Below are 24,747 nucleotides of genomic sequence, written 5' to 3' on the forward strand. Positions count from 1 at the left end.
TCCTCCTTATTCACTTAACCGTTCTTGATATAAATAACTTGCTGAAATATCAGCAAATAAGAACATCCCATTATTTAGCGGCATACTGAACGTTCGCGTTTGTTCACTCGAACTGAAATCGACGTATCGATCAGAGAGGTATCCCGTATGCCGTCGTTCCATCGCAACCGTGGTCCGAATGAAATACGGTCGAAAACTCCAGTTATAACCTTTGTAAAACGCATATGTTTTCCATTCACCGCTCTTTTTGCTAACGTTTGATGACTTTTGAAAGCCATTCGCGTCTGTGATGTAAAAGCGAATGAATTCGGGTTCCATTTTTTGAGCCAGCTTAATTAACCATTCATCCAATGATTCATCTGCTTTTAACGACTGGCAGTACTCATTAAACCGAACCGTCCAGTCTTGTTCGAGCTGGAACAAACGATTCATCTGTTCCCGGTCATATTTATAGAACATCGGCACTTCATGTAATAAGATTTCCATGCCTGGGCATGTCGTCACCCAGTCAGGTGTCGTCTCACCGAGTAGATTTCCCATGTAATAGCGCCCACCGTGTTGCCATGCATACCGGAGTTGACCAAGATGGCTGATATTTTTGTAAAGAAGTGGCGCACCGAGTTGGTCACATAAGTGTTCCATCGTTTGTAACAGGTGCGGATAACTCGCTGAAACGGTTTTTTTCTCAATCATCGAAGATAAGTCGACAATCAGCATATCCGGCGACATGGCAAAAACGCGTTCTAAGCTCGTCGCCTCCGCACGATCAAGCGCAACCTTTAAGCCAGAGTTTTGATAGTACGCAACGATTCGTCCGAGTCGATCAAAGTCATCCACTTGGACATCGGTCAGTGTGACATATAACCGGTCTTCCGGAAAGTCGATCTGTGCGTTACGTAAGATACTCAAAAAATCTTCGCCACCATTTTCGAATAACCAATCAGGTCGACAGCGGATTAAGACAAATGAATGCGCATCGGCCGGGACTTTTTGAAAAGCATGGCGAATGACATGACTCATGACTTCTAACTGGTATTCAATTGGTACATCATCTTCTTGAAAAAATGGCTTCAGCGGCTCACCGCGAAAATGAGATTGGATTTCATACCCTTCCACTTTAAAAGGTGCCGCTCCAACAATTGGTTGGAACCACGCCTCAATCTGTTCGGGATGAACAATGACATCTAATGCATCCATTCTTCTCCCCCCTATTCTCTTGTTCTATCTTATCAAAAAAAAGACCACCCTGTAATCAGAGAGGCCCCGTCTTTAAAATAACGTTGTATCTTTTCTTAACGCAATGTACAAATAGACACCAAATGTCGCCGTTAAATAGATAATGCTCAGAACACCGTATTGAATGCCTGTAGCACCACCCTTACCAATCGCTAAGACGAGAAAAATAATCCCGCCAAACAATAACGTCGCTAAAGGGATATAACGAAAGTGTCCTTTTGTCGTCTGCTCGCTAATTTTTTTAGTTGCGATGAGCAGTCCAATCAGACAAATGAATGCTGCTGCATAAATGGTATACACGAACGATTCAGCCCTCTCTATATCTTTCATTGCTCATTTTATCATGAGAATTCATAAAAAAGAACCGACTTGTCTGTGACAAATCGGTTCGGATTTTTTACTTTTCAAAACGTGGTTTACGTCCGCCACGGTTACGATCACTTTCGCTACGGTTGCTACGACCAGCGTATCCACCTTCACGACGATCTGATGACGATGAACTACGGTTTCCTTCAGAAGGACGACCGCCTTCACGGCGCTCCCCACCACGCGGGTTGCTGCCACGGTATCCGCCACCACGGTTAGAAGAACCAGAACCTGATCCACCTTTATTGCCGTAAGGACGACGGTTACCACCGCCACCGTTGCTACCAAAACGTTTGACACGGATTGGTTCGATTGACGAAATTTGAACTGGAGTTGCATCCGGCTCTTTCGTTAATCCTTTAAGCGCTGCTGCGATTAATTCAACCGCTTCATACTCTTCAAGAAGTTCTTGCGCGAGTGTTGTATACTCTTGTGAGTTTTTCGCTTCTACACGTTTGATGAGTTCTTGTGCAGCAAGCTTCAAGTTGCCTTCCAAGATTTCGTCAAGTGTCGGTGCGTGACGACGTGACATTTTTTTGTTTGTTACACGTTCGATTGTTTTGATTTGACCAAATTCACGTGGTGTAACAAACGTGATTGCTGATCCCGTTTTACCAGCACGTCCCGTACGACCGATACGGTGAACGTAGCTCTCTGGATCTTGTGGTACATCAAAGTTGTAAACGTGTGTAACACCAGAAATATCAAGTCCACGTGCTGCAACGTCTGTCGCAACAAGGATATCGATTGTTCCTTTTTTGAAGCGACGAATGACTTGGTCACGTTTCGCTTGTGTTAAGTCACCGTGTAAACCGTCCGCCGTGTATCCACGTTGGATAAGTCCTTCCGTCATTTCGTCAACACGTTTTTTCGTACGACCAAAGATGATTGAAAGTTCTGGAGAATCTGTATCAATCAAGCGGCAAAGCACATCGAATTTTTGGCTTTCTTTTAGTTCGATGAATGATTGGTCGATGTTTTCGACTGTCATTTCTTTTGCTTTTACTTTGATGTGCGTTGGTGTTGTCATGAAACGATCCGCGATTTTACGAATCTGTGGTGGCATCGTTGCAGAGAACAAAAGTGTTTGACGAGTTGGCGGAAGTGTACCTAAGATTTTTTCGATATCTTCCACGAAGCCCATGTTCAACATTTCATCTGCTTCATCCAAGATGACTGTTTGAACGTGGTCAAGGTTTAATGTTTTACGGTTCATGTGATCCATTAGGCGACCAGGTGTCGCAACGACGATTTGTGGGTTCTTGCGAAGCGCACGAATCTGACGATCGATTTGCTGACCACCGTATACTGGCAATGCATGAACGCGTTTCATTTCACCAATGCGGTTAAGTTCTTCTGCTACTTGAATCGCAAGTTCACGAGTCGGTGCAAGAATCAACGCTTGGATATGGCGCGATTTTGCGTCAAGACGCTCAATCGTCGGAATACCGAATGCTGCTGTTTTACCAGTACCTGTTTGTGCTTGACCGATTAAGTCAACGCCGCTAAGACCGACTGGAATTGTTTCTGCTTGGATTGGAGTTGCTTCTTCAAAGCCCATTTTTAGGACACCTTTGATAAGTGCCTCACTAAGATTTAATTCACGAAATGTTGTCAATGCTAAATACTCTCCTTTGTCATATGAAAAGCGTCTGCCACTAAACAGACGCTACCGTAACGAATACAATCGACTACCTATTATAGCAGAAGCCCGTCCTTAAAGATAGAGGCTATTTCTACTGATAATAATGTTTAGGGAAGTCACCATCATAATCGTTGCCATAAGGGCGAGGGAAAGGCATGATGCCCGGACCGTTCAACGCTTTAAATCGCGCCGCTTGCCCCCACTAGTGATGGGGTTTTATTTGGAAATGGTCGCCGGTTAAAACCAGCCGCAACCACCAAAATGATGAATTCCTAACTATTTATTCGAAACGTAGGTGCAGTTGGCTAGCTTACTTCGTTAGCCGAATACCCGTTTCATGTTTTTCTATTTTTTTATCTTTCAACAATCGACCTAGAGCACGTTTGAAGGCAGCCTTACTTAGGCCGAATACCTCATCAATCGTCTCAGGAGGTGTCTTATCACCATACGCCATCTGACCGCCATGTTCAAGTAGGTGGTTCAGGATTAAATCCGCATCGATGTCGATTGCCTCGTGAGCACGTGGTCTTGCTGAAAGTAATACTGTACCATCTGGCTTCACATTTGTCACCCGTAATTTCATAACTTCTCCGAGACGCGGCCACCGTTCCATCTCTTGTTCATGTAGAAAACCAATCGATTGATCGTTCACCCAAACGTTGACACCCGGATCACGCTGGGCAAAGACAAGTCCTTCAACGTCCATGTTATTCCACTCTTCCGGTGCCGGTTGCGCCTTAAGATTGAAATAGGCATAAGGAGCCGGGTCACCTAACAAACGTAATTTTTGATCATGTTTCAAACGAATGTAAAGTTCGTCTCCCTCTTCCGGCCAAAATGTCCGGCGTTGCGGAAGATCGTCCAGCGAGACGAGAACATCCTTTTGAATTCCGATGTTCGCAAAAACACCTGTATTGTAACGTGTTCCGTTAATCGGTGCTTTGACGTAATCCTCAAATGACGCTTCCGGAATCGTCATTGATGAGGCGAGACGCCCTTCATTGTCTTGGTAAAGGAATACTTCGACCTCTTCTTCTAGCATGAGCGATTTCGTCTGTTCATTTTTATGAAGTAAGATATCCTCCGTACCATCACTTAAAAACACACCAAATTCTGCTTCACGCTCTACTTTTAATGTGACAACCTGTCCTGCACGTAGTGCCATTTATGGTCATCTCCTTTCATTAACTTGGTTAAGCTGAAACACTCAACTAACCGTAAGTTCTTTTCATCACCTTCAATACTATACTCTTTTTCAACCTATCTCCGACATCAAATGGAAGCGAACAGTTGTGACATTTTTGTGAACGAATCTGATTTAAGTGATTTTTTTGAAAAAAACAGATATGATAAAAGAATAGGAAAAAGAAGGTTTAGTTTTGGTAAATATGGGGGAAAAACTATGTTTCATGACATTCAATCGCGTTCTTTCGCAAGACGCTTTACAAAAACGTTAGTATTCGCTTTTTTCGCATTTCTCGCAACGATTGGAATTGTATTCGCTGAAGGGTCGAGTAGCACTGATTTGTCTCCAAAGACACCTGCACTCCAACAAATCGACACACCTTAAAATCTACATCTCATCGTGTAGATTTTTTTATTTGTTTCCGAAGTTTTACTGGACGATAAAGGAAATCCTGCTTCGTTAGCGAATTGCTTTACTAGACACACTTAGTAGAGTGACACGAAGGAGGAAGTACTGTGTATTTTTACTTATTTACGACGCTTACGGGTCTCATTAGTACATACCTTAGTTTTATCACGGGATATTATACCGATTCAGTCGGGATTTTCGTCTTCACCCTATCCATTTGTCTTTCACTTTCATCTTTTAGACAATTAATTCGTACGACATATCATGGTTATCATGAATATATGCAATACCGCCGCGTCAAAAAACAGTTGGAGCGTATGAAGAAACGGGAACACTCTTATCAATTGTCTTATGAACAAAATGACACAGTCGCATCACTTGCATTATCAACGACAGAACAGCATGATAAATAAAGAGTTTGACTTCATGTTTTTAGGAGGAACCGATTCATTATGAATGAAATACCACTATCCAACGGCTGGACACTTCGTTACTCACCTGTCATCGACTTATGGCTAAAAGAAGATGGTGTTTTACTCGTCGATCATGAAGATAAGGTACGTTTGACACTCATCCTCGATGAAGAGACGATGGAAATCAAACAAATCGATAATACGAATGCCTCGTTTTCCATCGATCCGACGACGAGACGCCTGACATTCGAACTCGGCGAGAGTGAAGAGGAATCTGAACCTCGTTACTGGGAATAAAGAAGAAGACCGGGTGCGATACCTGGTCTTTTTTTGTACAATAATAATACACAGTAAAAAAGGAGTTTGATGCCATCATGTTACGCACGATCATCTGGTTCATTCATTTTGGGCTAGTATTACCTCTTACATTACCATTTTTGCCTGGCGCAAAACGTCGAACACACGCCGCTCGCTACGCGTATACACAAAAAGTAGCACACGTTTGGGCGAATTCGCTCCTTCGCTTAGCTGGAGTGAAAGTCCGTCTGACAGGGGAAGAACATATTCCGTCTGATCAACCTGTCGTCTTCATCGCCAACCACCAAGGGAATTTTGACATCCCGATTTTGCTCGGACATATCGCAAAACCCAAAGCCTTTATTTCGAAAATCGAAGTCAATAAGATTCCAATCGTCAATGTCTGGATGAATTTAATGGGATGTGTCATGATTGACCGAAAAGATCGCCGACAGTCTTTAAAGGCGATTCGTGCCGGTGTCGAGACAATCAAAGATGGGCAATCGATGATCATCTTCCCGGAAGGTACTCGCTCGAAAGGCGGACCGATTGCTGAGTTCAAAGCAGGGAGCTTCACCCTAGCAACATCTAGTGGTGCACGCGTCGTTCCGATTGCCATTTCAGGAAGCTATCGTGTCATGGAAGAGACTGGTCGGATTCGACCGGCAACTGTCGATGTGACAATCCTTCCATCCATCGACCCTGCTACAATGACCCAAAAAGAACTCGTCGCTACTGTTGAACAACAAATCAAGCATATTGTAGAAGGAGTCTGACATGCTACTTAAAGTAGATCAATTAAAAAAAGAATTTGCTGATAAAATCGTTTTTGAAGACGTAACATTTTCCGTCACACCCGGAGACCGGATTGGAATTATCGGTGTCAACGGGACAGGAAAATCGACACTGCTCCATATTTTAGCAGGAAAAGAGACAGCTGATTTCGGTGAACTGCATCATCCGAACGATTACCGGATACGTTTACTTTCACAATCGACAGATTATCCGGAAAATCAAACAGTGATGGAAGTGCTCCTCTCCGGAAACACACCGACAATCAATGCTTTACGCCATTATGAAACGGCTCGTTTAGCGCTTGAACAAGATCCGACAAATGAAACGTTACTCAAACGATTCATCGATGCCCAAACGGAAATTGATGCCGCAAATGCCTGGGATACGGAGTCTCGCCTTAAAATGATTTTAACGCGACTTGGCATTACAGATTTAGAAGCAAAAATCGGTTCGTTATCGGGCGGCCAACGGAAGCGTGTCGGCTTGGCAGAAGCTTTGCTCGACGAAGCCGATCTATTACTACTCGATGAGCCAACGAATGAACTCGATGCAGAAACGATTACTTGGCTCGAATCACAGATCAAGGAATACCGTGGAGCGATTCTGTTGATTACCCACGACCGTTATTTCTTGAATCGTGTCACGAATCACATGATGGAAATCGCGAACGGGACGGCCCATTTTTATGTCGGAAACTATGAGTCATTCCTTGAAAAGCGGGCTGAGCGCCGCGAACGGACTGCTTCAATGGAAGAGAAGCGCCAAAACATTTTACGCCGTGAACTCGCTTGGCTACGTCGTGGTGCAAAGGCACGGACGACAAAACAAAAGGCACGGATTCAGCGTGTCGATGCACTCCAAGAACTCTCTTATGAAGAAGAAGAAGCAACACTTGAAGTACAAGTCGGTTCGACACGACTCGGTAAAAAAGTCATCGAAGCAACGGAACTTGGTCATACATTTGGTGAACGAACACTGTTCGAATCATTTAGCTGGTTATTCGGTCGAAAAGAACGTTATGGCATCGTCGGTCGGAACGGGAGCGGGAAATCGACACTGTTGTCGATTTTAGCGAAACAACTTGAACCGACTCAAGGGGAAGTCGTGCACGGGGAAACGGTCAAAGTTGGGTTTTATGGACAGTTCGCCGAGTTCACGCACCCGGAACGTCGTGTCATCGATGAAGTCGAACGGATCGCCCAGGTGATCACGACACTTGATGGTCAAGAAATCACAGCCAGTCAGATGCTTGAGCAGTTCTTATTCAAACCGGAAGCACAGTATAAGCCGATTGGTAAATTATCCGGTGGCGAAAAGCGTCGACTCAAGTTGTTGACGATCTTAATGGATGAACCAAACGTCTTGTTCCTCGATGAGCCGACGAATGATTTAGATACAGAAACGCTGTCGGTTCTTGAAGATTATCTCGATTCCTTCCCCGGGACGGTTATCACAGTCAGTCATGATCGTTATTTCCTCGACCGTGTCGTCAATCGGTTACTTGCGTTCGAGAATAGTACGATTGTCTCTTATTATGGGCAGTATACGGATTACCTGGAACAGCGTGAGGATGAGACACCTGAAGCAGCTATCGTGACTGAGGTAAAAGAAGTGGTAGCTGCTCCAACCGACATCCCGAAAAAATTGTCTTATCAGGAACAACAAGATTGGACAACGATTGAGACACAGATTGAAAACGCGGAAGCTGCGCTTGAGCAACTCGAACAACAGCTCGCTTCGGCAGGTAGCGATATCGGGCAAGTTAATGAACTCTATCAAAAGATTGAGCAAGGAAAATCCCAACTCGATCAACTGATGGACTATTGGTCTTACTTGTCCGAGAAGATAGAGGCGTACGAATCTTATAAAAAATAATTTGTTTTTGATTTATTGTCTATTTGACCGTATATTTTCCTTTCCGGAAAAATGCGGTCTTTTTTCTTCTGTTCCAAGTACGTTTTTTCCAAATTGAGGGTAATGAATTATATAGTTAAACTGTTACTTTCATTAGACAGGAGGTTTTCTCATGTCAAAAGCGTTCAAACGAATGACAGGAGGAATCGTCATTTATTTGATTATCTCGTATACCATCCTTCTTTTAATTCCAAACTCATTCGTCTTACCCACAGCCGTCTTTTCAAGCTTTGTCGGGTCTTTATTGATTACGAGTGCCGCCATTTTATTTTATAGAAAAACACCTTCACCAGAACTTAAATGGATCCTCATTGCTGTAAGTGCTTATTTCATCGGAGACTTAGGTGGAGTTGTCAGTGGTTACTTTTCGCTCACGTCTGTCAATTTGAACGTCCTACTCGACTTTCCCTATACAATCCATCTCTTGACGATTACCATTTTTTTATTCCGTCTTTTGGATATTGAACATTTCCGTTCACAAAAGCTTTTAATTCTTGATTCATTGACACTTTTTACTGTCGCGATGATTGCTGGATACTTGACAATTTTTAAATACATCCCCGAATACACAAGAACGTTCGCGGAGCAGCTCAGCTGGGATATCTATTCATTCTTGACCATTCTCCTGACTCTTTTCTTTTTCTTACTCTATGCTTCCGGTTTAAAAAAACCGGTCTCGTTGTTCGCTTTTAGTTTTTTAATGGGTGGAACGTTTTTATTAGGTATGATCAACTTTTTATTTTACAGCTTTTTATTGAACGATTTTACTTTTTACGCAATGCTTTTATTACCGCTCTATCCGCTGAGTAGCTATTTTTTCATTAGTTTCCTAGTAACTTGGCATTTACCGATCATCGCTAAACAACAATTATTGTTACTTCGGATTGAACAAATTCTTCGTCCTTCTTTTTCATACATCTTACTATTACTGTTAATTACCTATGTCACGTTTTCACCTGTCACGACACGCTTCTACTTCATCACAATCGCGACCACTTTTTTACTTTTCTTAACGCGGCAGCTTTTTTCTTATCGCGAAAATGTACGCCTTTTACGAGAAACGACTTCGCTACAAGAAAATTTGGAAACCATCGTTTCACAGAAAACGGAGTTACTTCGGTTACGCGAACAAGAATTCAAGGCACTGTTCCTCTCCTATCCGCAAATGGTACTTGAAGTAAATCAAGCGAGTCACATTCTATCCGGAAATCCTGCAGCCATTCGAGAAGGATGGATGGAGAAGTCATTGAAAGACGAACAGGTCCGTCTTTTCAAACAAGTAATGGAGGCGCTACATGCCAATAAAGGGGTCCCTTCCTTATCAAAAACGTTTTATATCCCCCATGACGAAGAGGACCTCATCTACACGATGACGTCGATTTGTATAGCCGATCAAGAACGTGTCTTTATCATTTTATCCGACGTCACAGAAGATGTTCGCCAAGAACAATGGTTGGAGAAATTAGGAAATCATGACGCTTTGACCCGTTTACCGAATCGGCGCTTTTTTGAAGAACAATTGCAGACTCTCCTCCCTACCATACGACATGGATCGTTATTGTTTGTTGATTTAGATGGTTTTAAAGCTATCAATGATACGTACGGGCATGATGCTGGAGATTTATTACTTCAAGAAACCGCAGGCCGGCTACAACAACTAATTCAAGGAGAGGAGCTTGTCGCCCGTTTAGGAGGAGACGAATTCATTTTATTCACCGTTCGAGACGAAGATGAGACGACTGCATTTGCGAGTAAGTTGCTCGCATCACTCAATGAGCCGTTTTATATTAAAGATCAAACGATGTCTGTCACACCGTCCATCGGTATTTCGCTTTATCCGAGTGATGGAAAAAGTTCGAATGTCCTTTTGATCCGCGCAGACGAAGCCATGTATCACATTAAAAATACGAACAAAAATAATTTTCAGTTCGCCGCTCAACTAAAACGCAACTAGGAGGAAACGCATATGCAACAATCCCCCTACTTCATCAGATGGTTCCCTTCACTACTAATCATTTCTTTGATTTTAATTCTCTATTCATACACGCAAGGCTCATTCATGAACCACCTTGTCGAACAAATTCTAGAGTACTTGTCATTTCTTTTAATCGGACTTTTCATCCTCATCGCCTATAAAAAAGAACGGTCACTCGTCGTGCCAAGACGAAAATTTTGGATCATCGCCTTCATTTCACTTATCTTCTCGCTAGCTGCTTCGATTTTTGAAACCATTAACTTATTCAGTAATACGCTGTCTTTTCCGAACAGTTATAGCTTAATTTGTTTCTCCATTTCGCACTATATATTTTTAATCGGACTTTTTTACCGGATTGCTTCACAAAAGAGTTTTTCACAACATCTGCTTGCATTCGTGGATGCTCTAATCATCGTCGTTTTTTTAGGACTTGCTGCTTTTCATACATTAAGCGAACTGGCCGACCCGACAGCTAGTACGTTCCCGTACGATATGATCGTCGTCCTCAACACTTCACTCGGATTGTTTGTTCTCTTCTACTTCTTTTTTGTTCAAGAAACACACTGGGTTTCCCGAACGACGTTATCTCTACTATTCTTTTCACTGTTCATTCGTGGCATGTATGAAGTATCTGCTGTATACTTTCCAGATTTCACGGAACAATATTTAGTCTTTTCTCCTGTATTGATTCGTCTTGTTCAAAGTGCAGCAATCTTATGGCACCTTGATCACATCACTGAAGGTAAACAAGCGTCTCCTGTCGTTCAGAGAACTTGGCTGCCTTTGCTCGCAATTCCACTATTTTTACATTATGTCATCGAACTCGAAGGTAAAAAATTTGATGTGTTCATCATCTTATTGTTACTAATCATTCGACAAATCATCATCGCTCGGCAACATACGTTGCTCGTGCAAAAGTTAAACGAGCGAAACGAACAGTTAGCCGAACGCATCGAACACCGGATCCGGCAAATCAAAGAAAGTGAGCAACAAGTCCTGCCACTGTTTTCAAGTCATCCTGATCCAATCATCCGCTTTGATCAAAACGAAACAGCGACGTATGCCAATCTTGCGGCTCAAGCAACGTTTAAGCTTTCTGCCTTGTCAATCGAAGTACCCACTCACTCAGTCTTACATCTTCAGTCTTCCTTACAGCTTGATTCCAATCGTTATCTCGATGAATCTAACCGCCAATATGAATTAACAAAAATCCCCATCCACATCGCTTCAAAATCGGCCGGTCATTTCTTAGTCTTACACGACGTAACAGAACAAAAGGAGCGGCAGCAACGGATTGAATACCACGCGTTTCATGATGTTTTAACTGGTATCGGTAACCGTCGTTCGCTCGAACGGACATTCTTATCGATTGACCAGTCCGTAAACTATCTGGCGTTACTTGATTTAGACGGTTTTAAATTAATCAACGATACGTATGGGCACGAAGCTGGTGATTATGTCTTAATCGAAGTTGCTCGTAGAATGAGTCTAGACCTCGAACGCGAAGAGTCGGTTTACCGGCTGGGTGGTGATGAGTTCGCCTTGCTAACTTCAGCGAAAGATGAACTTTCACTCCGACGTCGCTGTAAACATTTCTTACAATTATTGCGTCGCCCTTATGTTTATAAAGGGCAAACGTTACATGTCTCGGCCAGCATCGGAGTCGCTCCATTTTTCGAAAACGATGATTTAGAAAGTTGGCTGAAACATGCTGATCTCGCCATGTATCGCATCAAAAACCGTAAAAAAAACGATATTGCGCTGTACCATCAAGATTTTTAAACGAACAAACGTCCATTCACCCTAGCTTAGGATTGAATGGACGTTTGTTTTTTGCTGTTATGCTTCAGGTCGTGGTGTAATGTTTCCCTCTTCGATATCGAGTAATAAGTCAATCAACTCCGCACAAAATTCAGGATACTGACGCAATAGTGCGTCGTCACCGACTTCATCGACAAAATCAGCTAAAAGAACACGCACTTCAGGTACAAGTGCCCGTGCAACCTTCATATAGGCGATTGCGAATCGCCATTTGCCTGAAATGTAGAGAAGTTTGCCGACTAACAGATCGCCAACCGCAACGTCAATCTCTGTCAAATCGGTCTGATACGTTTGTTCCGACATGATGTCGAAGACGCCGTCTTCTTTTACAAGGAAAAGCGACGGAACAGGATCGGCCAGCCCTCTTAAGGCACGATACAGACTTTGAGACATATCTTCTTTGACTTGTTCTAAAAAACGACCATGCGGTGTTTTCCCTTGTTCATCGGTCTCATAAAAAATGGCCCAATCGACGAACAAGTCTCGGAATAACTCAGCATCTTTTAAATACCAACGTCCTTCCGTCGCGATTTCTTCGATGAATGCGACCCAATCGGTGCTTCGAGCAGTGGCTGCTTCTTGATATAAAGTTTTGAGCGCTGTGTTCATCTCTGCTTCGGATACAGTCGTCGGAAACGGGATAATCTTTCGCTCACTTTTCATCGTGTTGGTCCTTTCCGGTGTGGTTTCGCCGGACTTTTAAGCGCTTCCGGTTCCGTGACTTCACGCTTTGGAATCACTTCCCCGCCATAAATCTCCATCGGTTCAATTTCCACACCCATTTGTTTCGCTAATGTTTTCAGGTGTTTCAGATCATGATCCGTGACGAGCGCGAGGACCATACCCGACGCGTTCCCACGTCCTGTTCGACCTGAGCGGTGGACAAAATCATCAAGGGATTCCGGTAAATCATAATGCACGACATGCGTGACGGCATCAATGTCCAGACCGCGTGCAGCAAGCCCTGTCGTGACGAGTAACGGAAACTCTCCCCGTTTATATGAACGTAACGTCTCCATCCGTTCTCTTTTCCCTTTTTCGGCATCTAAAATCCGGTATTTCAGCGAAAACTTGCTTAATTCACCGTTTAACGGACCGAGGAAAGAACGGTTGTTTATGAACGTCAACACTTTGACCTGTTGCATATTAGACAAACGACGTAACATTTCCGGTTTCAGACGACGAGATGTTTCGATGTAACCGAACTTGACTTGCGTCGTCTCCGTCCGTTCAACTCGGATGACTTCTGGATCATTCGAAAGTGTCCGTCCCCATTCTGCTGTCCGTTCAGGCAATGTTGCTGAAACGAGTGCTAACTGGCGGTCACGAAGCGCACTGTTCGCGATGCGCGTCGCTGATGCACTCATTCCACTTTCGTAGATTTGATCAGCCTCATCTAAAACAATCAATTTTACTTTATGCATCTTCAACTTTTTTGAATCAATCAACTCAACTAAGCGTCCTGGTGTCCCAACAATGATTTGTGGTTTTTTCTTGAGACGCTCATATTGACGTTTTAATTCAACGCCACCGATGAACGCACCTGACTTAATCCCGCTTCCTTGGGCAAATAATTGGATGACTTGATGAATTTGCATGACCAGTTCTCGTGTCGGTGCCGTAATCGCGACTTGAACGTGTGGTTCATTCGGATCGATGCGCTCGAGGGCTGGAATGACATAAGCGAGCGTTTTCCCAGTTCCTGTCGGCGCTTCGACTAAGACATCTTTCCCCTCACGGATTAGAGGAATGGCTTGTTCTTGAACGGGCATCATTTGTTCAAAGCGTGCTCGTTCCCACGCTTCATTAATAAAAGGTTTAGTAAAATTCATAACGTATCTTCTCCTACTCTCTTGTCTATCATTCTGTTACATATTCGAAACGATCATCGGTTTCAGTTTTAATACCGCGTAACGTCTGCGTATATTCATTTCCAGAATCGATTAACCGAATATGAAAAACGATTTCTGTCTCATTTTGTTGATCTGCACTTAACACTTCGAAACCTTGCGCCATTCGATCTTGCAGCTCAACAGCAAGTGTTTCAAAACCAGCAAGTACAGGATAAGTTGCTCTGACATCGATTGGGCGTCGAACTAATCGTGCGAGGTACTTCTGGTCGTAACCGATAAAGTCCTCGAAATCAAAATCATCTTCAAACCGGAGCCAAAACCCGTCGTCTTCAAACTCGGTGATCATCCCGATCCGTTCTGTTCCTTCAGTTGATACTTTTAGGGAAACCCAGTCCCCTGTTCGATAGTCTGCTTGCTCTTTTAATGGCGAAAACTCCATTCACTCCACCTCCACGTTCTATATTCCCTTTTTCATTGTCAACGATACGTCCTAAAAATACAAGGTAGCGCCGCGTGACTTTTATCACACTAGCTTCTGTCTCTATCCATTCCACTACAAATTAATGATACAGCTACAGAAAAATCCTTTCACAGCAGTCTTTTTCTGTTTTTTGAACACGGGACACTGACTGATACAATTTACTGTGAAGTAAGTCATAGCAACACTTTTACATTTGTTAAAAGATTCACATATACGTAAAACCTCTATCCCGAATTGTTTGTTACACTATTCACATAAGAGATGTATTAAGAACCGCTGACCTTACTAATGAAGGAGTGTTGATGATGTTACTTGAAAAAACACAGGCATGGCAACGATTCGAAGGTGGAGAATGGATGGAAAAGATTGATGTCGCTGATTTCATCCGGCGCAATCGTTCAGAATACACAGGAGACGATCAGTTCCTCGCCGGTCCGACCGATGCAACCAACACGTTATGGCAACAAATCATGCAGTTAACAGAAGAAGAACGAATTCGTGGTGGTGTCTATGCCGTTGATGCTGCAACTCCATCTTCAATTCTTTCGCACGGTCCAGGTTACCTCAATCCTGAACTCGAAAAAATCGTTGGTCTACAGACCGATGAACCATTCAAACGTTCGATTCATCCGAACGGTGGTATCCGAATGGTCAATGATGCCTTAGAAGCGTATGGTTTTAAATCAGATGACACTGTTACACAGATTTTTAGCGAGTACCGTAAAACGCATAATCAAGGGGTTTTCGATGCGTATACGCCCGAAATGCGTACTGCCCGTAAAGCCGGTATCATCACTGGACTTCCTGATGCTTACGGTCGCGGACGGATCATCGGTGATTACCGTCGCGTCGCCCTTTATGGAACAGCTCACCTCATTGCTGCAAGAAAAGCGGATTTGAAAGCACACGGTGGATTTTTATCAGAAGCGATGATTCGTGATCGCGAGGAGATGAACGAACAACTCCGCTCCCTTCATGAACTGACAGAACTCGGTAAACGTTACACATGTGACTTATCACGACCAGCTGAAACGGCCCAAGAAGCATTCCAGTGGGTCTATCTTGCTTATCTCGCAGCAATCAAAGAACAAAACGGAGCAGCGATGTCGCTCGGTCGCGTTTCGACCTTCCTTGATATTTATATCGAACGTGACTTGCAAACGGGTCGATTGACAGAAGAGAGCGCGCAAGAACTTGTCGACCACTTTGTGATGAAACTTCGAATCGTCAAGTTTCTTCGGACACCCGATTACAACGAACTCTTTTCCGGTGACCCGACGTGGGTAACAGAATCAATCGGCGGCATGAGTGAAGACGGTCGCTCGAACGTCACAAAAAGTTCGTTCCGCTTCTTGCAGACACTCGTCAACCTCGGTCCGGCACCTGAACCGAACTTAACCGTTTTATGGTCACCAAAACTTCCACGTGGTTTCAAAGAATTTTGTGCGAAGATGTCCATCCTGTCTAGTTCGATCCAATATGAAAATGATGACTTGATGCTTCCGATTTATGGTGATGATTACGGGATTGCTTGTTGTGTCTCAGCAATGAAAATCGGTAAACAAATGCAATTCTTCGGCGCCCGGGCGAACTTAGCAAAAGCCTTACTCTACACGTTGAACGGTGGCGTCGACGAAAAACTCAAAATTCAAGTCGCCCCTCCTTCCGACTTGATTTTAGATGACGTGCTCGATTATGAAACCGTCATGGCCGCCTATGATAAACAATTGGATTGGTTAGCTGAGCTCTATGTCAATACACTGAATGTCATTCACTTCATGCATGATAAATATAGTTATGAGCGCATTGAAATGGCACTCCACGATCCTGAAATTTTACGGACGATGGCTTGTGGGATTGCCGGATTATCCGTTGTCGCCGATAGTCTGTCAGCGATTCGTTATGCTAAAGTCACACCAATCCGAGATACGGATGGCATTACAGTCGACTTTAAAATCGAAGGCGATTTCCCGAAATTCGGAAATAACGATGATCGTGTCGATCAAATGGCCGTCGATCTCGTCGAACTCTTTATGGAAAAAATCCGGAAACATCCAACGTATCGTGATGCTTTACCAACCCAATCTGTTCTGACGATCACGTCAAACGTCGTGTACGGTAAAAAAACCGGGAATACACCCGATGGTCGTCGCGCTGGCGAACCGTTCGCACCGGGAGCAAATCCAATGCACGGACGTGACACACGTGGTGCAGTCGCTGCGTTGACTTCTGTCGGCAAATTACCTTATGAGCATGCCTTAGATGGTATTTCCTACACGTTCTCAATCGTTCCGAAAGCACTCGGAAAAGATGAAACAACACGTATCAACAATACAGTCGGTCTACTTGACGGCTATATGGGCGGTACGACTACCCGTGGTCATCACTTAAACGTCAACGTGTTCGACCGCGCCACTTTACTCGATGCGATGGAGCATCCTGAACTTTATCCACAGTTGACGATTCGTGTATCGGGTTATGCCGTCAACTTCATTAAGTTGACACGCGAACAACAAATCGATGTCATCAACCGTACATTCCACGGTGCACTTTAACTTTTCTGAAAGGACTTGATCACTATGACTTACGGGACGGTTCACTCTGTCGAATCTTGTGGGACTGTCGATGGTCCCGGTATTCGTTTCATCGTCTTTACGCAAGGCTGCCCACTACGCTGCCAATATTGCCACAATGCGGACACCTGGGAATTCGGTTGTGGTCGAAAAGTAACACCGGAAGAAATCATCAAAGAAGCGAACAGCTATCGTTCCTTCTTTGACGCAACGGGTGGAGGGGTGACCTTCTCCGGTGGCGAACCGTTGGCTCAACCCGAGTTTTTAGAAGCCTCGCTGCGTGAAGCAAAACGAAACGGCTTGCATACCGTCATCGATACAGCAGGTTCGGTCGTCCCGAAAAACCTGGATCAAATCCTGGACTATACAGATCTCGTCTTACTCGATATCAAGCACATCGATGATGCGACGTGCCGAATTTTGACCGGGCGAAGTAACATCAATACACTAGCCTTCGCAAAATTGCTCGCAGAACGAAACATTCCCGTCTGGATTCGCCATGTCCTTGTCCCCGGCGTGACGATGACGGAAACGTTTTTACGGCAAACAGGTGAATTCATTCGAACACTCGGAAATGTCGAACGGGTTGAAGTCCTCCCCTATCACCAATTAGGTGTCTATAAATGGGAGGCACTCGGGCTCGAATATGCGCTAAAAGATGTCTTACCGCCTACCGCGGAGGAAACGTTTGCCGCGCAAGATTTACTCAACTCGTACTTGTCATGATTGATGTGACTTGATAGACTGAACACATAGTCTATGAAACGGAGGTACAATACCGAAATGAAGCAATCACTCGCTAACGTCTAATGATGAATGAACTCATCACTTTCGCAATCGCTTGCGGATGACTGACGCTACGAGTCTGCTCAATTTCGGTATTTCCCTATTTCAGGTGGATACCTTCTTTGAATTGCACTCCCGCACACCATCCGTACGCTCAGGATGGTGTGTTTTCATTTCATCTCAACCGAAATGAAACAAAGGGAGCTGAGCTTATGCCAACTGAAGTATTATCCATCCATGATTTACAAATCGATTTTGCCGGGCAGTGTCTTTTCCACGATGTAACGTTCTCCATCCGCGACGGCGAACACGTCGCCTTGGTCGGACCGAACGGCGTTGGAAAAACGACGCTCTTGCGCGCCATCCTAAAAGAAATCATCCCGACGACCGGGACAATCCATCGCACGTATGACCGGATCGGGCTCTTAGCCCAACAAATCGAACCCTCGACAAGTGTAGCAATTCAAATCGTCGAACAGGCGGATGTAACCCGTTACGACTTACGTGAACGTGCCTTAACCACTGAAGCCGTGGCCGACTACCAGGCTGCCGTTGACGCAGATGCCTTCACGCTCGAAGCCGATGCGAGACGTGTCCTGAAAGAAGTTCAACTCGAGCAATCTCTTTGGTTTCAGCCTTTGAACACACTGAGCGGCGGCGAACAGACCCGGATTCAACTTGCATGTCTACTGTTGAAGAAACCGGACTTCATCCTGCTTGATGAACCGACCAACCATTTAGATGAAGACACACTCGAGTGGCTCGTCGCGTGGACGCGTCAAACGAAGACGACGATTCTCTATGTTTCACATGAGCGTGCCTTTATCGATGCGACGGCTGACGCCGTCATTGAATTGACTGAAGCAGGAGCGGCACGTTACGAAGGAAACTATGAGATTTACCGTACGTTAAAGGAACAAGAACGGACTGCACAGTGGCATCAATATGAGAAGCAAGAACGAACACGAAAAGAACTCACCCGGATGATTGGTCAATATCAAAATTGGCATCAAAAAGCGACGGCTAGTGCAAGTGAACGAGATCCGTACGCGAAAAAAAAGGCTGCAAAACATGCGACAAAAGTCAAAGCAAAAGAAAATCAGCTCGAACGCCTACTGGAACACCGGGTCAAAAAACCGGAAACGCCGTCCCACGTCCATGTCAGATTCGAAGGAGAACATTTTTTAGCGAAACGTCTCGTTTCAGTCGATGATCTCTCATTCGACTATCCGCATCGCCGGCTCTTTCAGGATGTGTCGTTCTCCATCCAACGTGGCGATCGAATCGCGTTGATTGGTCGAAACGGTTCTGGGAAAACGACGTTATTACGTCTTTTACTTGGAGAATTGGCGCCATCTGCCGGTATCATCAAACGGCACCCGACTTTAAAAGTCGGTTACTTTTCTCAAGTTCTATCCACCTTACCGAATACCGGCACACTACTTGATGCCTTGCTTGAGACGAGCGAGATATCGGAAACAGATGCCCGGACACTACTCGCGTGCTTTTTATTTCGGCGGGAGACCGTCTATAAACCAATCGCTGAAGCGAGTATGGGCGAGAAATGCCGGATTGCCTTTTTACGCCTCTATTTTTCCGGCGCGCATTTACTCATCCTCGACGAACCGACGAATTACCTTGATCTTGCGACACGGGAACAAATCGAAGCGGCACTCGAAGTTTTTCCCGGTGAGTTGCTGTTTGTTTCCCATGACCGTTATTTTACCGATCGTTTATCAAACCGAACGATTTCCTTGACCGGTGACTTCACAGTCCATCCTGTCGGAACAAAGGCTTTACGGGAACAACGTGCTTCTGATTCGGATGGAATCCGGGCTGACTTACGGCGTTTGAATGAACTGACCGGTGAAATCGACTTTGATGTGTAATTGACGGAAGTCACATCACGAACTGATTTTTAGCACGATGATAGAAGCATGCTAACTTAAAAAGAAATACGGTACTTTTCCATGCGCCTCCCACATGCGTATCTAATTACCGCGAACGAAAAAAACGCTGATGATTCCCTGTAAAGAAGGGGAACATCGGCGTTTCGTTTACTTATCTTTTTTGATACTTTAATTTTGTATGTGCCTGTGCGTTTTTCTGAATCTTCTTCCACTTTTCTTTTTCGGCAGCTTGTAGCGCTACACTTTGCTTCCGTTCAGCATAGGCAATTTCCCGTTGCAGCTTCAGATAACTTTCCCAGCGTTCGTGCGGAAGACTTCCATCTTCCAATGCTTGGCGGACTCGACACCCGGGTTCATTGCCATGTTGGCAATCCCGGAAACGACAGTTTTCAGCGAGCGACTCGACATCAGAAAAAGTCGAAGTCAGACCGTCACTTCCGTCCCATAGTCCCAGTTCACGCATACCCGGTGTGTCGACGAGCAACAGACCGTTCGCTAATCGTTTGAGTTCACGGTGCGTCGTCGTATGCCGTCCGCGTTGATCGTCTTCTCGCACGCCACCTGTTTCCATCAACTGTTCCTCTGCTAACGCATTAACGAGTGTCGATTTCCCGACACCGGATGAACCGACGAGGACAATCGTCTCACGTGGTGCGAGAACATCTCGAAGACTTTCCAACCCGTCACCGGTCAACGAATCAATCGCAACATAAGGTGTCCCGAAGGCAATTCCTTCAATCTCAGCCAACTCGGACTCGACGGATTCCATCAGACTTCGTTTCGTCAAAACAATGATCGGCTTGACGCCAGCTTCCCAGGCGACCGTTAAATAACGTTCAAGCCGCCGGACATTAAAATCGTGACCGAATGCCATGACGAGCAAAGCTACGTCAACATTCGCACAAATGATTTGTTCTTCGACTTCCGTACCCGCTGCTTTTCTTGAGAATTGTGAGGTCCGCGGAAGAACTTGCTCAATCCGTCCTAATCCCGCTTCTCGCTCTGTCTGGATGATCCAATCCCCTACTGCGGGAAGATCTGCTTTCGTCAATGCCTCAAAGCGCATCTTTCCAGATAATTCACTAAGCGTCTCGCCAGCAGCCGTCATGACACGATACTGTTTTTGAAAGACTGCAGTGATCCGTCCTAAATTTTCATGTTCTCCTGCCTCATGTGCAGGTGGTTTACCCCATTCGTTCAAATGGTTTCCTCCTCTAATTTAAGGGAGGGAAACCCCTCCCTGTTCTCCAGTACGTGTTTGATTTACGTTGATTTGCACATTCATAAACCTCACTCCTCTCCAGTAACTTCCTTTGTATTTTATCATATGTAGCCACTTCAAAAACCGTTGGGCGATAAAGTCAGACCTTACTACTCCGCCTCAAGGCCGAGACGAATACGGTCCGAGGGGCGTCGTCGTTTTTTTCACCATCCCTTATCATAAAGGTATCAAGTAAAAGGAGGCTTCATCATGAAGCAATCAAAAGGCAAACAGGCTTTGATGATACTTGCTGGTATCGCTCTTCTCGCAGTCGTCATCGGGACACTCCCACATATGATTGGACTCGGGCTCGGTGGACTGCTTGCATTTTACGCCATCAGTAAGTTTATCCGTTCAACAAAAGTCATCGCAAAAATCGGTTTTGGTTTACTCGCAGCAGTCGGAATCGGCTTAGCCCTTTCAAACATTTGGGCGGTATTCGGTATCGCGGCAGCACTTGCCCTCTACATCGGTTACATGCGGATGAAGATGGAACGTGTGAACCCAAACGATTTATTTTCTCGCCGTCGTCGGTCAAACGCGTCTCATTTTGAGGCAGATTGGAAAGACCTCGATCAAAAACGCTTTTAATCGCTACTTATACTCAAGGAGGAATTCACAATGAAGAACGTATTCGACCAACTCAATGATTTTGCTAACCAAATGATGACGGAAGTCAAAAAGGCAGCCGAGCAAGGTGAAGTCCCGGCTAAAAAATTAGTCCGTCATATCCGGATTACCGAATCTGATTTAAAAGAAATCGACCGGCTACTCGAACGTCAACGGTCACTCCTAAGCGAACTCACACAAAAACAAGATGAAGCAAAAGAACTAGCTGATAAGCGGTTTGCCCAAGTCGAAATTGCTAAACAAGCTGAAGAGCAGGAACTTGCAGAACGCGCCGCTATCGAATCCAAACATTACGGTGAACAGTTCCGTTTCTTCGAAGAGTTGATTGTTGAAACGAAACGGGAATTGACGCAACTTGAACGGGAAGCACTCGAGTTGAAACTTAAACTCGAAGACTTGCAAAATAAACGCTATGAGTGGATGATGCGGGAAAACGTTTCTAATTTAAAATCAAAGATGAACCAGGTGCTAGAACGCGAACCAAATGCTACTATTAAACAAGAAGAACATCCGTTTACGGTAGCAGAACCGGATGTCGCAGAACAAACACCAGAAGACGACATCGATTCACGTATTGCGGAACTCGAACGTCGCTTCCAAAAATAAGTATTTTGACGAAGGAGGCCCTTGCCTCCCTTTGTCATGTCAGGGAGGAGATTGATCGTGCGACGATTAAGTACAAAACAATTAGTCGGCTACGTGTCGATCCTATTCGCGCTCGGATTATTTTATGATTTGATGACTGGAGCCGGAAACGTCTTATTTGGAATCTTATTCCCGTTCTTGTTGTATTATGTCGGGATTCATTTTCGGCGTCGCGGTCATGAAAAACTGGCCATCCTGTTTTATATCGTCGGTACGATTATCTTAGCTGGAGTCGTCTTGAGCTCGGCAGCTGTCGGATTCGTCATCGCCGGAATTTTGCTATATCTCGGAATTATCCTTGTCACCCGACACTCCGTCCGCGAATTTTTCTTTTCGAAGATTTCACCACGTCTTTATGAAGAAGAAGGCATTACGATCCAACCTGCTTACTCGTTTTCGACGCAGTCTGAAACACCTTACGTGTTAAAAGACTTGAGTGAACAGTTCATCGTCAAAGATTTAGAAATCGATTTAACGCATGCCTATGTCCCAGAAGGTGAAACACTCATCGTCATCAGTGGTGTCGTCGGAGATGTGCGTATTTTATTACCTTCAGGATATGACTATACGCTTGATACGTCGATTGGTTTTGGAAGCGTCAAAACAGATGTCCGCCGGATCCCGACATTTTTTAACCGTCGCATTCAGTTCCGGGCACCACAATATGAAGAAGCGACTCGAAAAGTCCGCATTCACGTCATGCTTGGCATCGGTAACGTGGAGGTGACCTCGATATGAAACGTGATCACTTCCCGCTCGGTGTCATCGCGCTCCAAGTATTGACCGGATTTCTGACAGCCGTCGTGACGACTGGTTTGTTTTTAAGTACACGCCAAGTCGATTGGCATGTACTTTTCGTCCGTCAACAAGATTTACCTGTCTTATTGCTTGTCGTCGGATTATCCCTGTTACTTCCGCTCGCAATCGGCAGCATCCACTACTTCTTTTTACGTCGTGACTTCAAACGTGTCACAACTGCCATCATCGAACTCGAGCAAGGAAAAGAAGTCACGATTGTCAACGGACCTTACTTCCACACACTGACCCGCCTCTCACGAATTGGGAAACGAATCGATGAACAGGTCGAGACGGTTCAAAAAATCAGTACACGTCCGCAACACGTCGAACAAGTTCGTGTCCAAGCCATCACGGAAGAACGCAAACGTCTCGCACGTGATCTCCATGACTCCGTCTCCCAACAACTTTATGCCATTTCGATGATGACGACGGCTGCCAAACAAACGATTTTGACGCAACCGGAAACGGCAGCGAAACAAATTGACTTAGTCGAGACGATGGCACAGACGGCACAATCGGAAATGCGTTCTTTATTGCTCCAACTACGTCCCGTTGAACTCGAAGGGATGACTTTACAACAAGGACTAACCCAACTGCTCGAAGAACTATCAAGGAAACAATCGACGCAACTGAGCTGGAAACTCGAACCGATTGAATTACCGCGCCCGATTGAAAATGAATTATTCCGCATCGTTCAAGAAGGCTTGACGAATGCTTTACGCCACGCGAAAGCATCGCACATGAATATCGAATTGCGTCAATTCAATGAGACAATCATCTTGAGTATGAATGACGACGGTGTCGGCTTTATCGTCGACGAGAAAAAACTCGCCTCGTACGGGATCAACTCGATGCGCGAACGTACGGCTGAAATCGGTGGGACGATTCGCCTCGTCAGTGTGCCCGGTCAAGGAACACAGATTGAAGTCAAACTTAGAAAAGAACGGATGGTGCAAGTATGATACGCGTATTATTAGTCGATGACCATGAAATGGTTCGCGCTGGAGTCTCTGCCTTTTTATCGACCCAACCTGATATTGAAGTGGTCGCAGAAGCTGCTGACGGACAAATCGGAGCGAAACTTGCTCTTGAACATCGCCCTGATGTGATTTTGATGGACTTAGTCATGGAGCCGGTCGATGGTGTCGAAGGAACACGTCTGATTCGCGCCGAGTGGCCGGAAGCTAAAATTTTAGTCGTCACAAGTTTCTTAGATGATGAGAAAGTTTATCCCGTCATTGAAGCCGGTGCGATGAGTTACGTCCTAAAAACGGCAAGCGCGTTTGATATTGCGGAAGCAATTCGCAAGACAGCGAGCGGACAATCTGTCATGGCAGCTCAAGTGACAGGTAAGATGATGGAACGCCTGCGCAAACCTGCCAGTCAACTCCACGACGATTTAACGGAGCGTGAACAAGAAGTCTTACAGTTGATGGCGCGCGGTATGGCTAATCAAGAGATTGCAGACGAACTGTTCATCTCCCTAAAAACAGTCAAAACGCATGTTTCCAACATTTTATCAAAGCTCGATGTCGTCGATCGGACGCAAGCCGTCGTCTATGCCTTTAAGCACCACATCGTGAAATAATCTTTTACTTAGTTTTTGCACTCGTCTACGCATCCATTCATTTAAAAAAAGGGTCAGCTTATCAAAGCTGGCCCTTCAGACTGTAAACAACGTGCGATTGGGAGATCAAGCGTCATGTTTCGTTGCTTTCCTCGGGCGAGGCGCAAGCCGTTGCTCCTTGGATCCT

Annotated in this window: 23 protein-coding genes; 15 read left to right on the forward strand and 8 right to left on the reverse strand. The window is 44.9% G+C overall.

Annotated features, from left to right (window positions below; all coding sequences use genetic code 11):
• Positions 1-6 precede the first annotated feature (6 nt).
• From KNQ02_RS11275 to KNQ02_RS11290, 4 genes are all read right to left on the reverse strand, one after another.
• Complete coding sequence (locus tag KNQ02_RS11275; protein ID WP_214808573.1) at positions 7-1,197, reverse strand: EAL-associated domain-containing protein; 1,191 nt, start codon at positions 1,195-1,197, stop codon at positions 7-9.
• A gap of 72 nt (positions 1,198-1,269) precedes the next feature.
• Positions 1,270-1,536, reverse strand: coding sequence for a hypothetical protein (locus KNQ02_RS11280; RefSeq protein WP_029332742.1), 267 nt, complete (start codon positions 1,534-1,536; stop codon positions 1,270-1,272).
• A 97-nt stretch (positions 1,537-1,633) separates the two neighbouring features.
• Positions 1,634-3,220: a degradosome RNA helicase CshA gene (gene cshA, locus KNQ02_RS11285; protein WP_088836404.1), complete on the reverse strand. Its 1,587-nt coding sequence runs from the start codon at positions 3,218-3,220 to the stop codon at positions 1,634-1,636.
• A gap of 337 nt (positions 3,221-3,557) precedes the next feature.
• Positions 3,558-4,412: a S1-like domain-containing RNA-binding protein gene (locus tag KNQ02_RS11290; protein WP_029332740.1), complete on the reverse strand. Its 855-nt coding sequence runs from the start codon at positions 4,410-4,412 to the stop codon at positions 3,558-3,560.
• Positions 4,413-4,649: 237 nt separating this feature from the next.
• Here KNQ02_RS11290 and KNQ02_RS11295 point away from each other — a divergent pair, with 237 nt between their 5' ends.
• From KNQ02_RS11295 to KNQ02_RS11325, 7 genes are all read left to right on the forward strand, one after another.
• Complete coding sequence (locus KNQ02_RS11295; RefSeq protein ID WP_204251421.1) at positions 4,650-4,817, forward strand: hypothetical protein; 168 nt, start codon at positions 4,650-4,652, stop codon at positions 4,815-4,817.
• Between the two features lie 131 nt (positions 4,818-4,948).
• Positions 4,949-5,254 carry a hypothetical protein gene (locus tag KNQ02_RS11300; protein ID WP_088836403.1) on the forward strand — a complete coding sequence of 102 codons (306 nt, stop codon included), beginning with the start codon at positions 4,949-4,951 and terminating at the stop codon, positions 5,252-5,254.
• A gap of 39 nt (positions 5,255-5,293) precedes the next feature.
• On the forward strand, positions 5,294-5,551 hold the full coding sequence (locus tag KNQ02_RS11305; RefSeq protein WP_029332738.1) for a hypothetical protein: 258 nt from the start codon (positions 5,294-5,296) through the stop codon (positions 5,549-5,551).
• A 77-nt stretch (positions 5,552-5,628) separates the two neighbouring features.
• Positions 5,629-6,327, forward strand: a complete 699-nt coding sequence (locus KNQ02_RS11310; protein ID WP_088836402.1) for a lysophospholipid acyltransferase family protein — start codon at positions 5,629-5,631, stop codon at positions 6,325-6,327.
• 1 nt (position 6,328) lies between these two features.
• A complete protein-coding gene (locus tag KNQ02_RS11315; RefSeq protein ID WP_214808576.1) occupies positions 6,329-8,221 on the forward strand; it encodes an ABC-F family ATP-binding cassette domain-containing protein in 1,893 nt (630 codons plus the stop codon).
• Positions 8,222-8,372: 151 nt separating this feature from the next.
• Positions 8,373-10,214: a GGDEF domain-containing protein gene (locus tag KNQ02_RS11320; RefSeq protein WP_088836400.1), complete on the forward strand. Its 1,842-nt coding sequence runs from the start codon at positions 8,373-8,375 to the stop codon at positions 10,212-10,214.
• A gap of 12 nt (positions 10,215-10,226) precedes the next feature.
• Positions 10,227-12,017, forward strand: coding sequence for a GGDEF domain-containing protein (locus KNQ02_RS11325; protein WP_088836399.1), 1,791 nt, complete (start codon positions 10,227-10,229; stop codon positions 12,015-12,017).
• A gap of 57 nt (positions 12,018-12,074) precedes the next feature.
• On the opposite strand, the gene KNQ02_RS11330 is transcribed toward KNQ02_RS11325, so the two are convergent.
• The 3 genes from KNQ02_RS11330 to KNQ02_RS11340 are packed head-to-tail and all read right to left on the reverse strand — an operon-like array spanning position 12,075 to position 14,348.
• Positions 12,075-12,719 (reverse strand): hypothetical protein, encoded by a 645-nt coding sequence (locus tag KNQ02_RS11330; protein ID WP_088836398.1) that lies wholly within the window; start codon positions 12,717-12,719, stop codon positions 12,075-12,077.
• On the reverse strand, positions 12,716-13,888 hold the full coding sequence (locus tag KNQ02_RS11335; protein WP_214805456.1) for a DEAD/DEAH box helicase: 1,173 nt from the start codon (positions 13,886-13,888) through the stop codon (positions 12,716-12,718). Before KNQ02_RS11335 ends, KNQ02_RS11330 begins: the two co-directional genes overlap by 4 nt.
• A 28-nt stretch (positions 13,889-13,916) precedes the next feature.
• The gene (locus KNQ02_RS11340) at positions 13,917-14,348 is read right to left on the reverse strand and encodes a hypothetical protein (protein ID WP_088836396.1); all 432 of its coding nucleotides are present in this window, start codon (positions 14,346-14,348) and stop codon (positions 13,917-13,919) included.
• Between the two features lie 347 nt (positions 14,349-14,695).
• Here KNQ02_RS11340 and pflB point away from each other — a divergent pair, with 347 nt between their 5' ends.
• The 3 genes from pflB (at position 14,696) to abc-f (ending at position 19,638) form a co-directional block, all read left to right on the forward strand.
• Positions 14,696-16,945 carry a formate C-acetyltransferase gene (gene pflB / locus KNQ02_RS11345; protein WP_305828869.1) on the forward strand — a complete coding sequence of 750 codons (2,250 nt, stop codon included), beginning with the start codon at positions 14,696-14,698 and terminating at the stop codon, positions 16,943-16,945.
• Between the two features lie 24 nt (positions 16,946-16,969).
• Positions 16,970-17,689, forward strand: coding sequence for a pyruvate formate-lyase-activating protein (gene pflA / locus KNQ02_RS11350; protein WP_088836394.1), 720 nt, complete (start codon positions 16,970-16,972; stop codon positions 17,687-17,689).
• Between the two features lie 272 nt (positions 17,690-17,961).
• Positions 17,962-19,638 carry a ribosomal protection-like ABC-F family protein gene (abc-f, locus tag KNQ02_RS11355; RefSeq protein ID WP_088836393.1) on the forward strand — a complete coding sequence of 559 codons (1,677 nt, stop codon included), beginning with the start codon at positions 17,962-17,964 and terminating at the stop codon, positions 19,636-19,638.
• Positions 19,639-19,810: 172 nt separating this feature from the next.
• Here abc-f and rsgA read toward each other — a convergent pair whose 3' ends face one another.
• Positions 19,811-20,860 carry a ribosome small subunit-dependent GTPase A gene (gene rsgA / locus KNQ02_RS11360; protein WP_214808582.1) on the reverse strand — a complete coding sequence of 350 codons (1,050 nt, stop codon included), beginning with the start codon at positions 20,858-20,860 and terminating at the stop codon, positions 19,811-19,813.
• Between the two features lie 270 nt (positions 20,861-21,130).
• On the opposite strand from rsgA, the gene KNQ02_RS11365 reads away from it, so the two are divergent.
• Genes KNQ02_RS11365 through KNQ02_RS11385 form a run of 5 tightly spaced genes read left to right on the forward strand, consistent with a single transcriptional unit; the run spans position 21,131 to position 24,581 of the window.
• On the forward strand, positions 21,131-21,511 hold the full coding sequence (locus KNQ02_RS11365) for a lmo0954 family membrane protein (RefSeq protein WP_029332726.1): 381 nt from the start codon (positions 21,131-21,133) through the stop codon (positions 21,509-21,511).
• A 30-nt stretch (positions 21,512-21,541) separates the two neighbouring features.
• Positions 21,542-22,156, forward strand: coding sequence for a hypothetical protein (locus KNQ02_RS11370; RefSeq protein WP_214770031.1), 615 nt, complete (start codon positions 21,542-21,544; stop codon positions 22,154-22,156).
• 57 nt (positions 22,157-22,213) lie between these two features.
• Positions 22,214-22,933 carry a cell wall-active antibiotics response protein LiaF gene (gene liaF / locus KNQ02_RS11375; protein WP_029332724.1) on the forward strand — a complete coding sequence of 240 codons (720 nt, stop codon included), beginning with the start codon at positions 22,214-22,216 and terminating at the stop codon, positions 22,931-22,933.
• Positions 22,930-23,955 carry a sensor histidine kinase gene (locus KNQ02_RS11380; protein WP_034801180.1) on the forward strand — a complete coding sequence of 342 codons (1,026 nt, stop codon included), beginning with the start codon at positions 22,930-22,932 and terminating at the stop codon, positions 23,953-23,955. The genes liaF and KNQ02_RS11380 overlap by 4 nt, the downstream gene beginning before the upstream one ends.
• Positions 23,952-24,581: a response regulator gene (locus KNQ02_RS11385; RefSeq protein WP_029332722.1), complete on the forward strand. Its 630-nt coding sequence runs from the start codon at positions 23,952-23,954 to the stop codon at positions 24,579-24,581. The genes KNQ02_RS11380 and KNQ02_RS11385 overlap by 4 nt, the downstream gene beginning before the upstream one ends.
• The last annotated feature ends 166 nt before the right edge of the window (positions 24,582-24,747 follow it).

The sequence above is a fragment of the Exiguobacterium sp. s102 genome (genome assembly GCF_018618635.1).
GTDB classification, from domain to species: Bacteria; Bacillota; Bacilli; order Exiguobacteriales; family Exiguobacteriaceae; genus Exiguobacterium_A; species Exiguobacterium_A oxidotolerans.

Bases quoted from the DNA above. Each gene is read 5' to 3' on its own strand.
- KNQ02_RS11275 (WP_214808573.1), bottom strand. From the start codon at position 1,197: ATGGATGCATTAGATGTCATTGTTCATCCCGAACAGATTGAGGCGTGG.
- KNQ02_RS11290 (WP_029332740.1), bottom strand. From the start codon at position 4,412: ATGGCACTACGTGCAGGACAGGTTGTCACATTAAAAGTAGAGCGTGAA.
- KNQ02_RS11295 (WP_204251421.1), top strand. From the start codon at position 4,650: ATGTTTCATGACATTCAATCGCGTTCTTTCGCAAGACGCTTTACAAAA.
- KNQ02_RS11305 (WP_029332738.1), top strand. From the start codon at position 5,294: ATGAATGAAATACCACTATCCAACGGCTGGACACTTCGTTACTCACCT.
- KNQ02_RS11310 (WP_088836402.1), top strand. From the start codon at position 5,629: ATGTTACGCACGATCATCTGGTTCATTCATTTTGGGCTAGTATTACCT.
- KNQ02_RS11315 (WP_214808576.1), top strand. From the start codon at position 6,329: ATGCTACTTAAAGTAGATCAATTAAAAAAAGAATTTGCTGATAAAATC.
- KNQ02_RS11320 (WP_088836400.1), top strand. From the start codon at position 8,373: ATGTCAAAAGCGTTCAAACGAATGACAGGAGGAATCGTCATTTATTTG.
- KNQ02_RS11325 (WP_088836399.1), top strand. From the start codon at position 10,227: ATGCAACAATCCCCCTACTTCATCAGATGGTTCCCTTCACTACTAATC.
- KNQ02_RS11330 (WP_088836398.1), bottom strand. From the start codon at position 12,719: ATGAAAAGTGAGCGAAAGATTATCCCGTTTCCGACGACTGTATCCGAA.
- KNQ02_RS11335 (WP_214805456.1), bottom strand. From the start codon at position 13,888: ATGAATTTTACTAAACCTTTTATTAATGAAGCGTGGGAACGAGCACGC.
- KNQ02_RS11340 (WP_088836396.1), bottom strand. From the start codon at position 14,348: ATGGAGTTTTCGCCATTAAAAGAGCAAGCAGACTATCGAACAGGGGAC.
- pflB (WP_305828869.1), top strand. From the start codon at position 14,696: ATGTTACTTGAAAAAACACAGGCATGGCAACGATTCGAAGGTGGAGAA.
- pflA (WP_088836394.1), top strand. From the start codon at position 16,970: ATGACTTACGGGACGGTTCACTCTGTCGAATCTTGTGGGACTGTCGAT.
- abc-f (WP_088836393.1), top strand. From the start codon at position 17,962: ATGCCAACTGAAGTATTATCCATCCATGATTTACAAATCGATTTTGCC.
- KNQ02_RS11365 (WP_029332726.1), top strand. From the start codon at position 21,131: ATGAAGCAATCAAAAGGCAAACAGGCTTTGATGATACTTGCTGGTATC.
- KNQ02_RS11370 (WP_214770031.1), top strand. From the start codon at position 21,542: ATGAAGAACGTATTCGACCAACTCAATGATTTTGCTAACCAAATGATG.
- KNQ02_RS11380 (WP_034801180.1), top strand. From the start codon at position 22,930: ATGAAACGTGATCACTTCCCGCTCGGTGTCATCGCGCTCCAAGTATTG.
- KNQ02_RS11385 (WP_029332722.1), top strand. From the start codon at position 23,952: ATGATACGCGTATTATTAGTCGATGACCATGAAATGGTTCGCGCTGGA.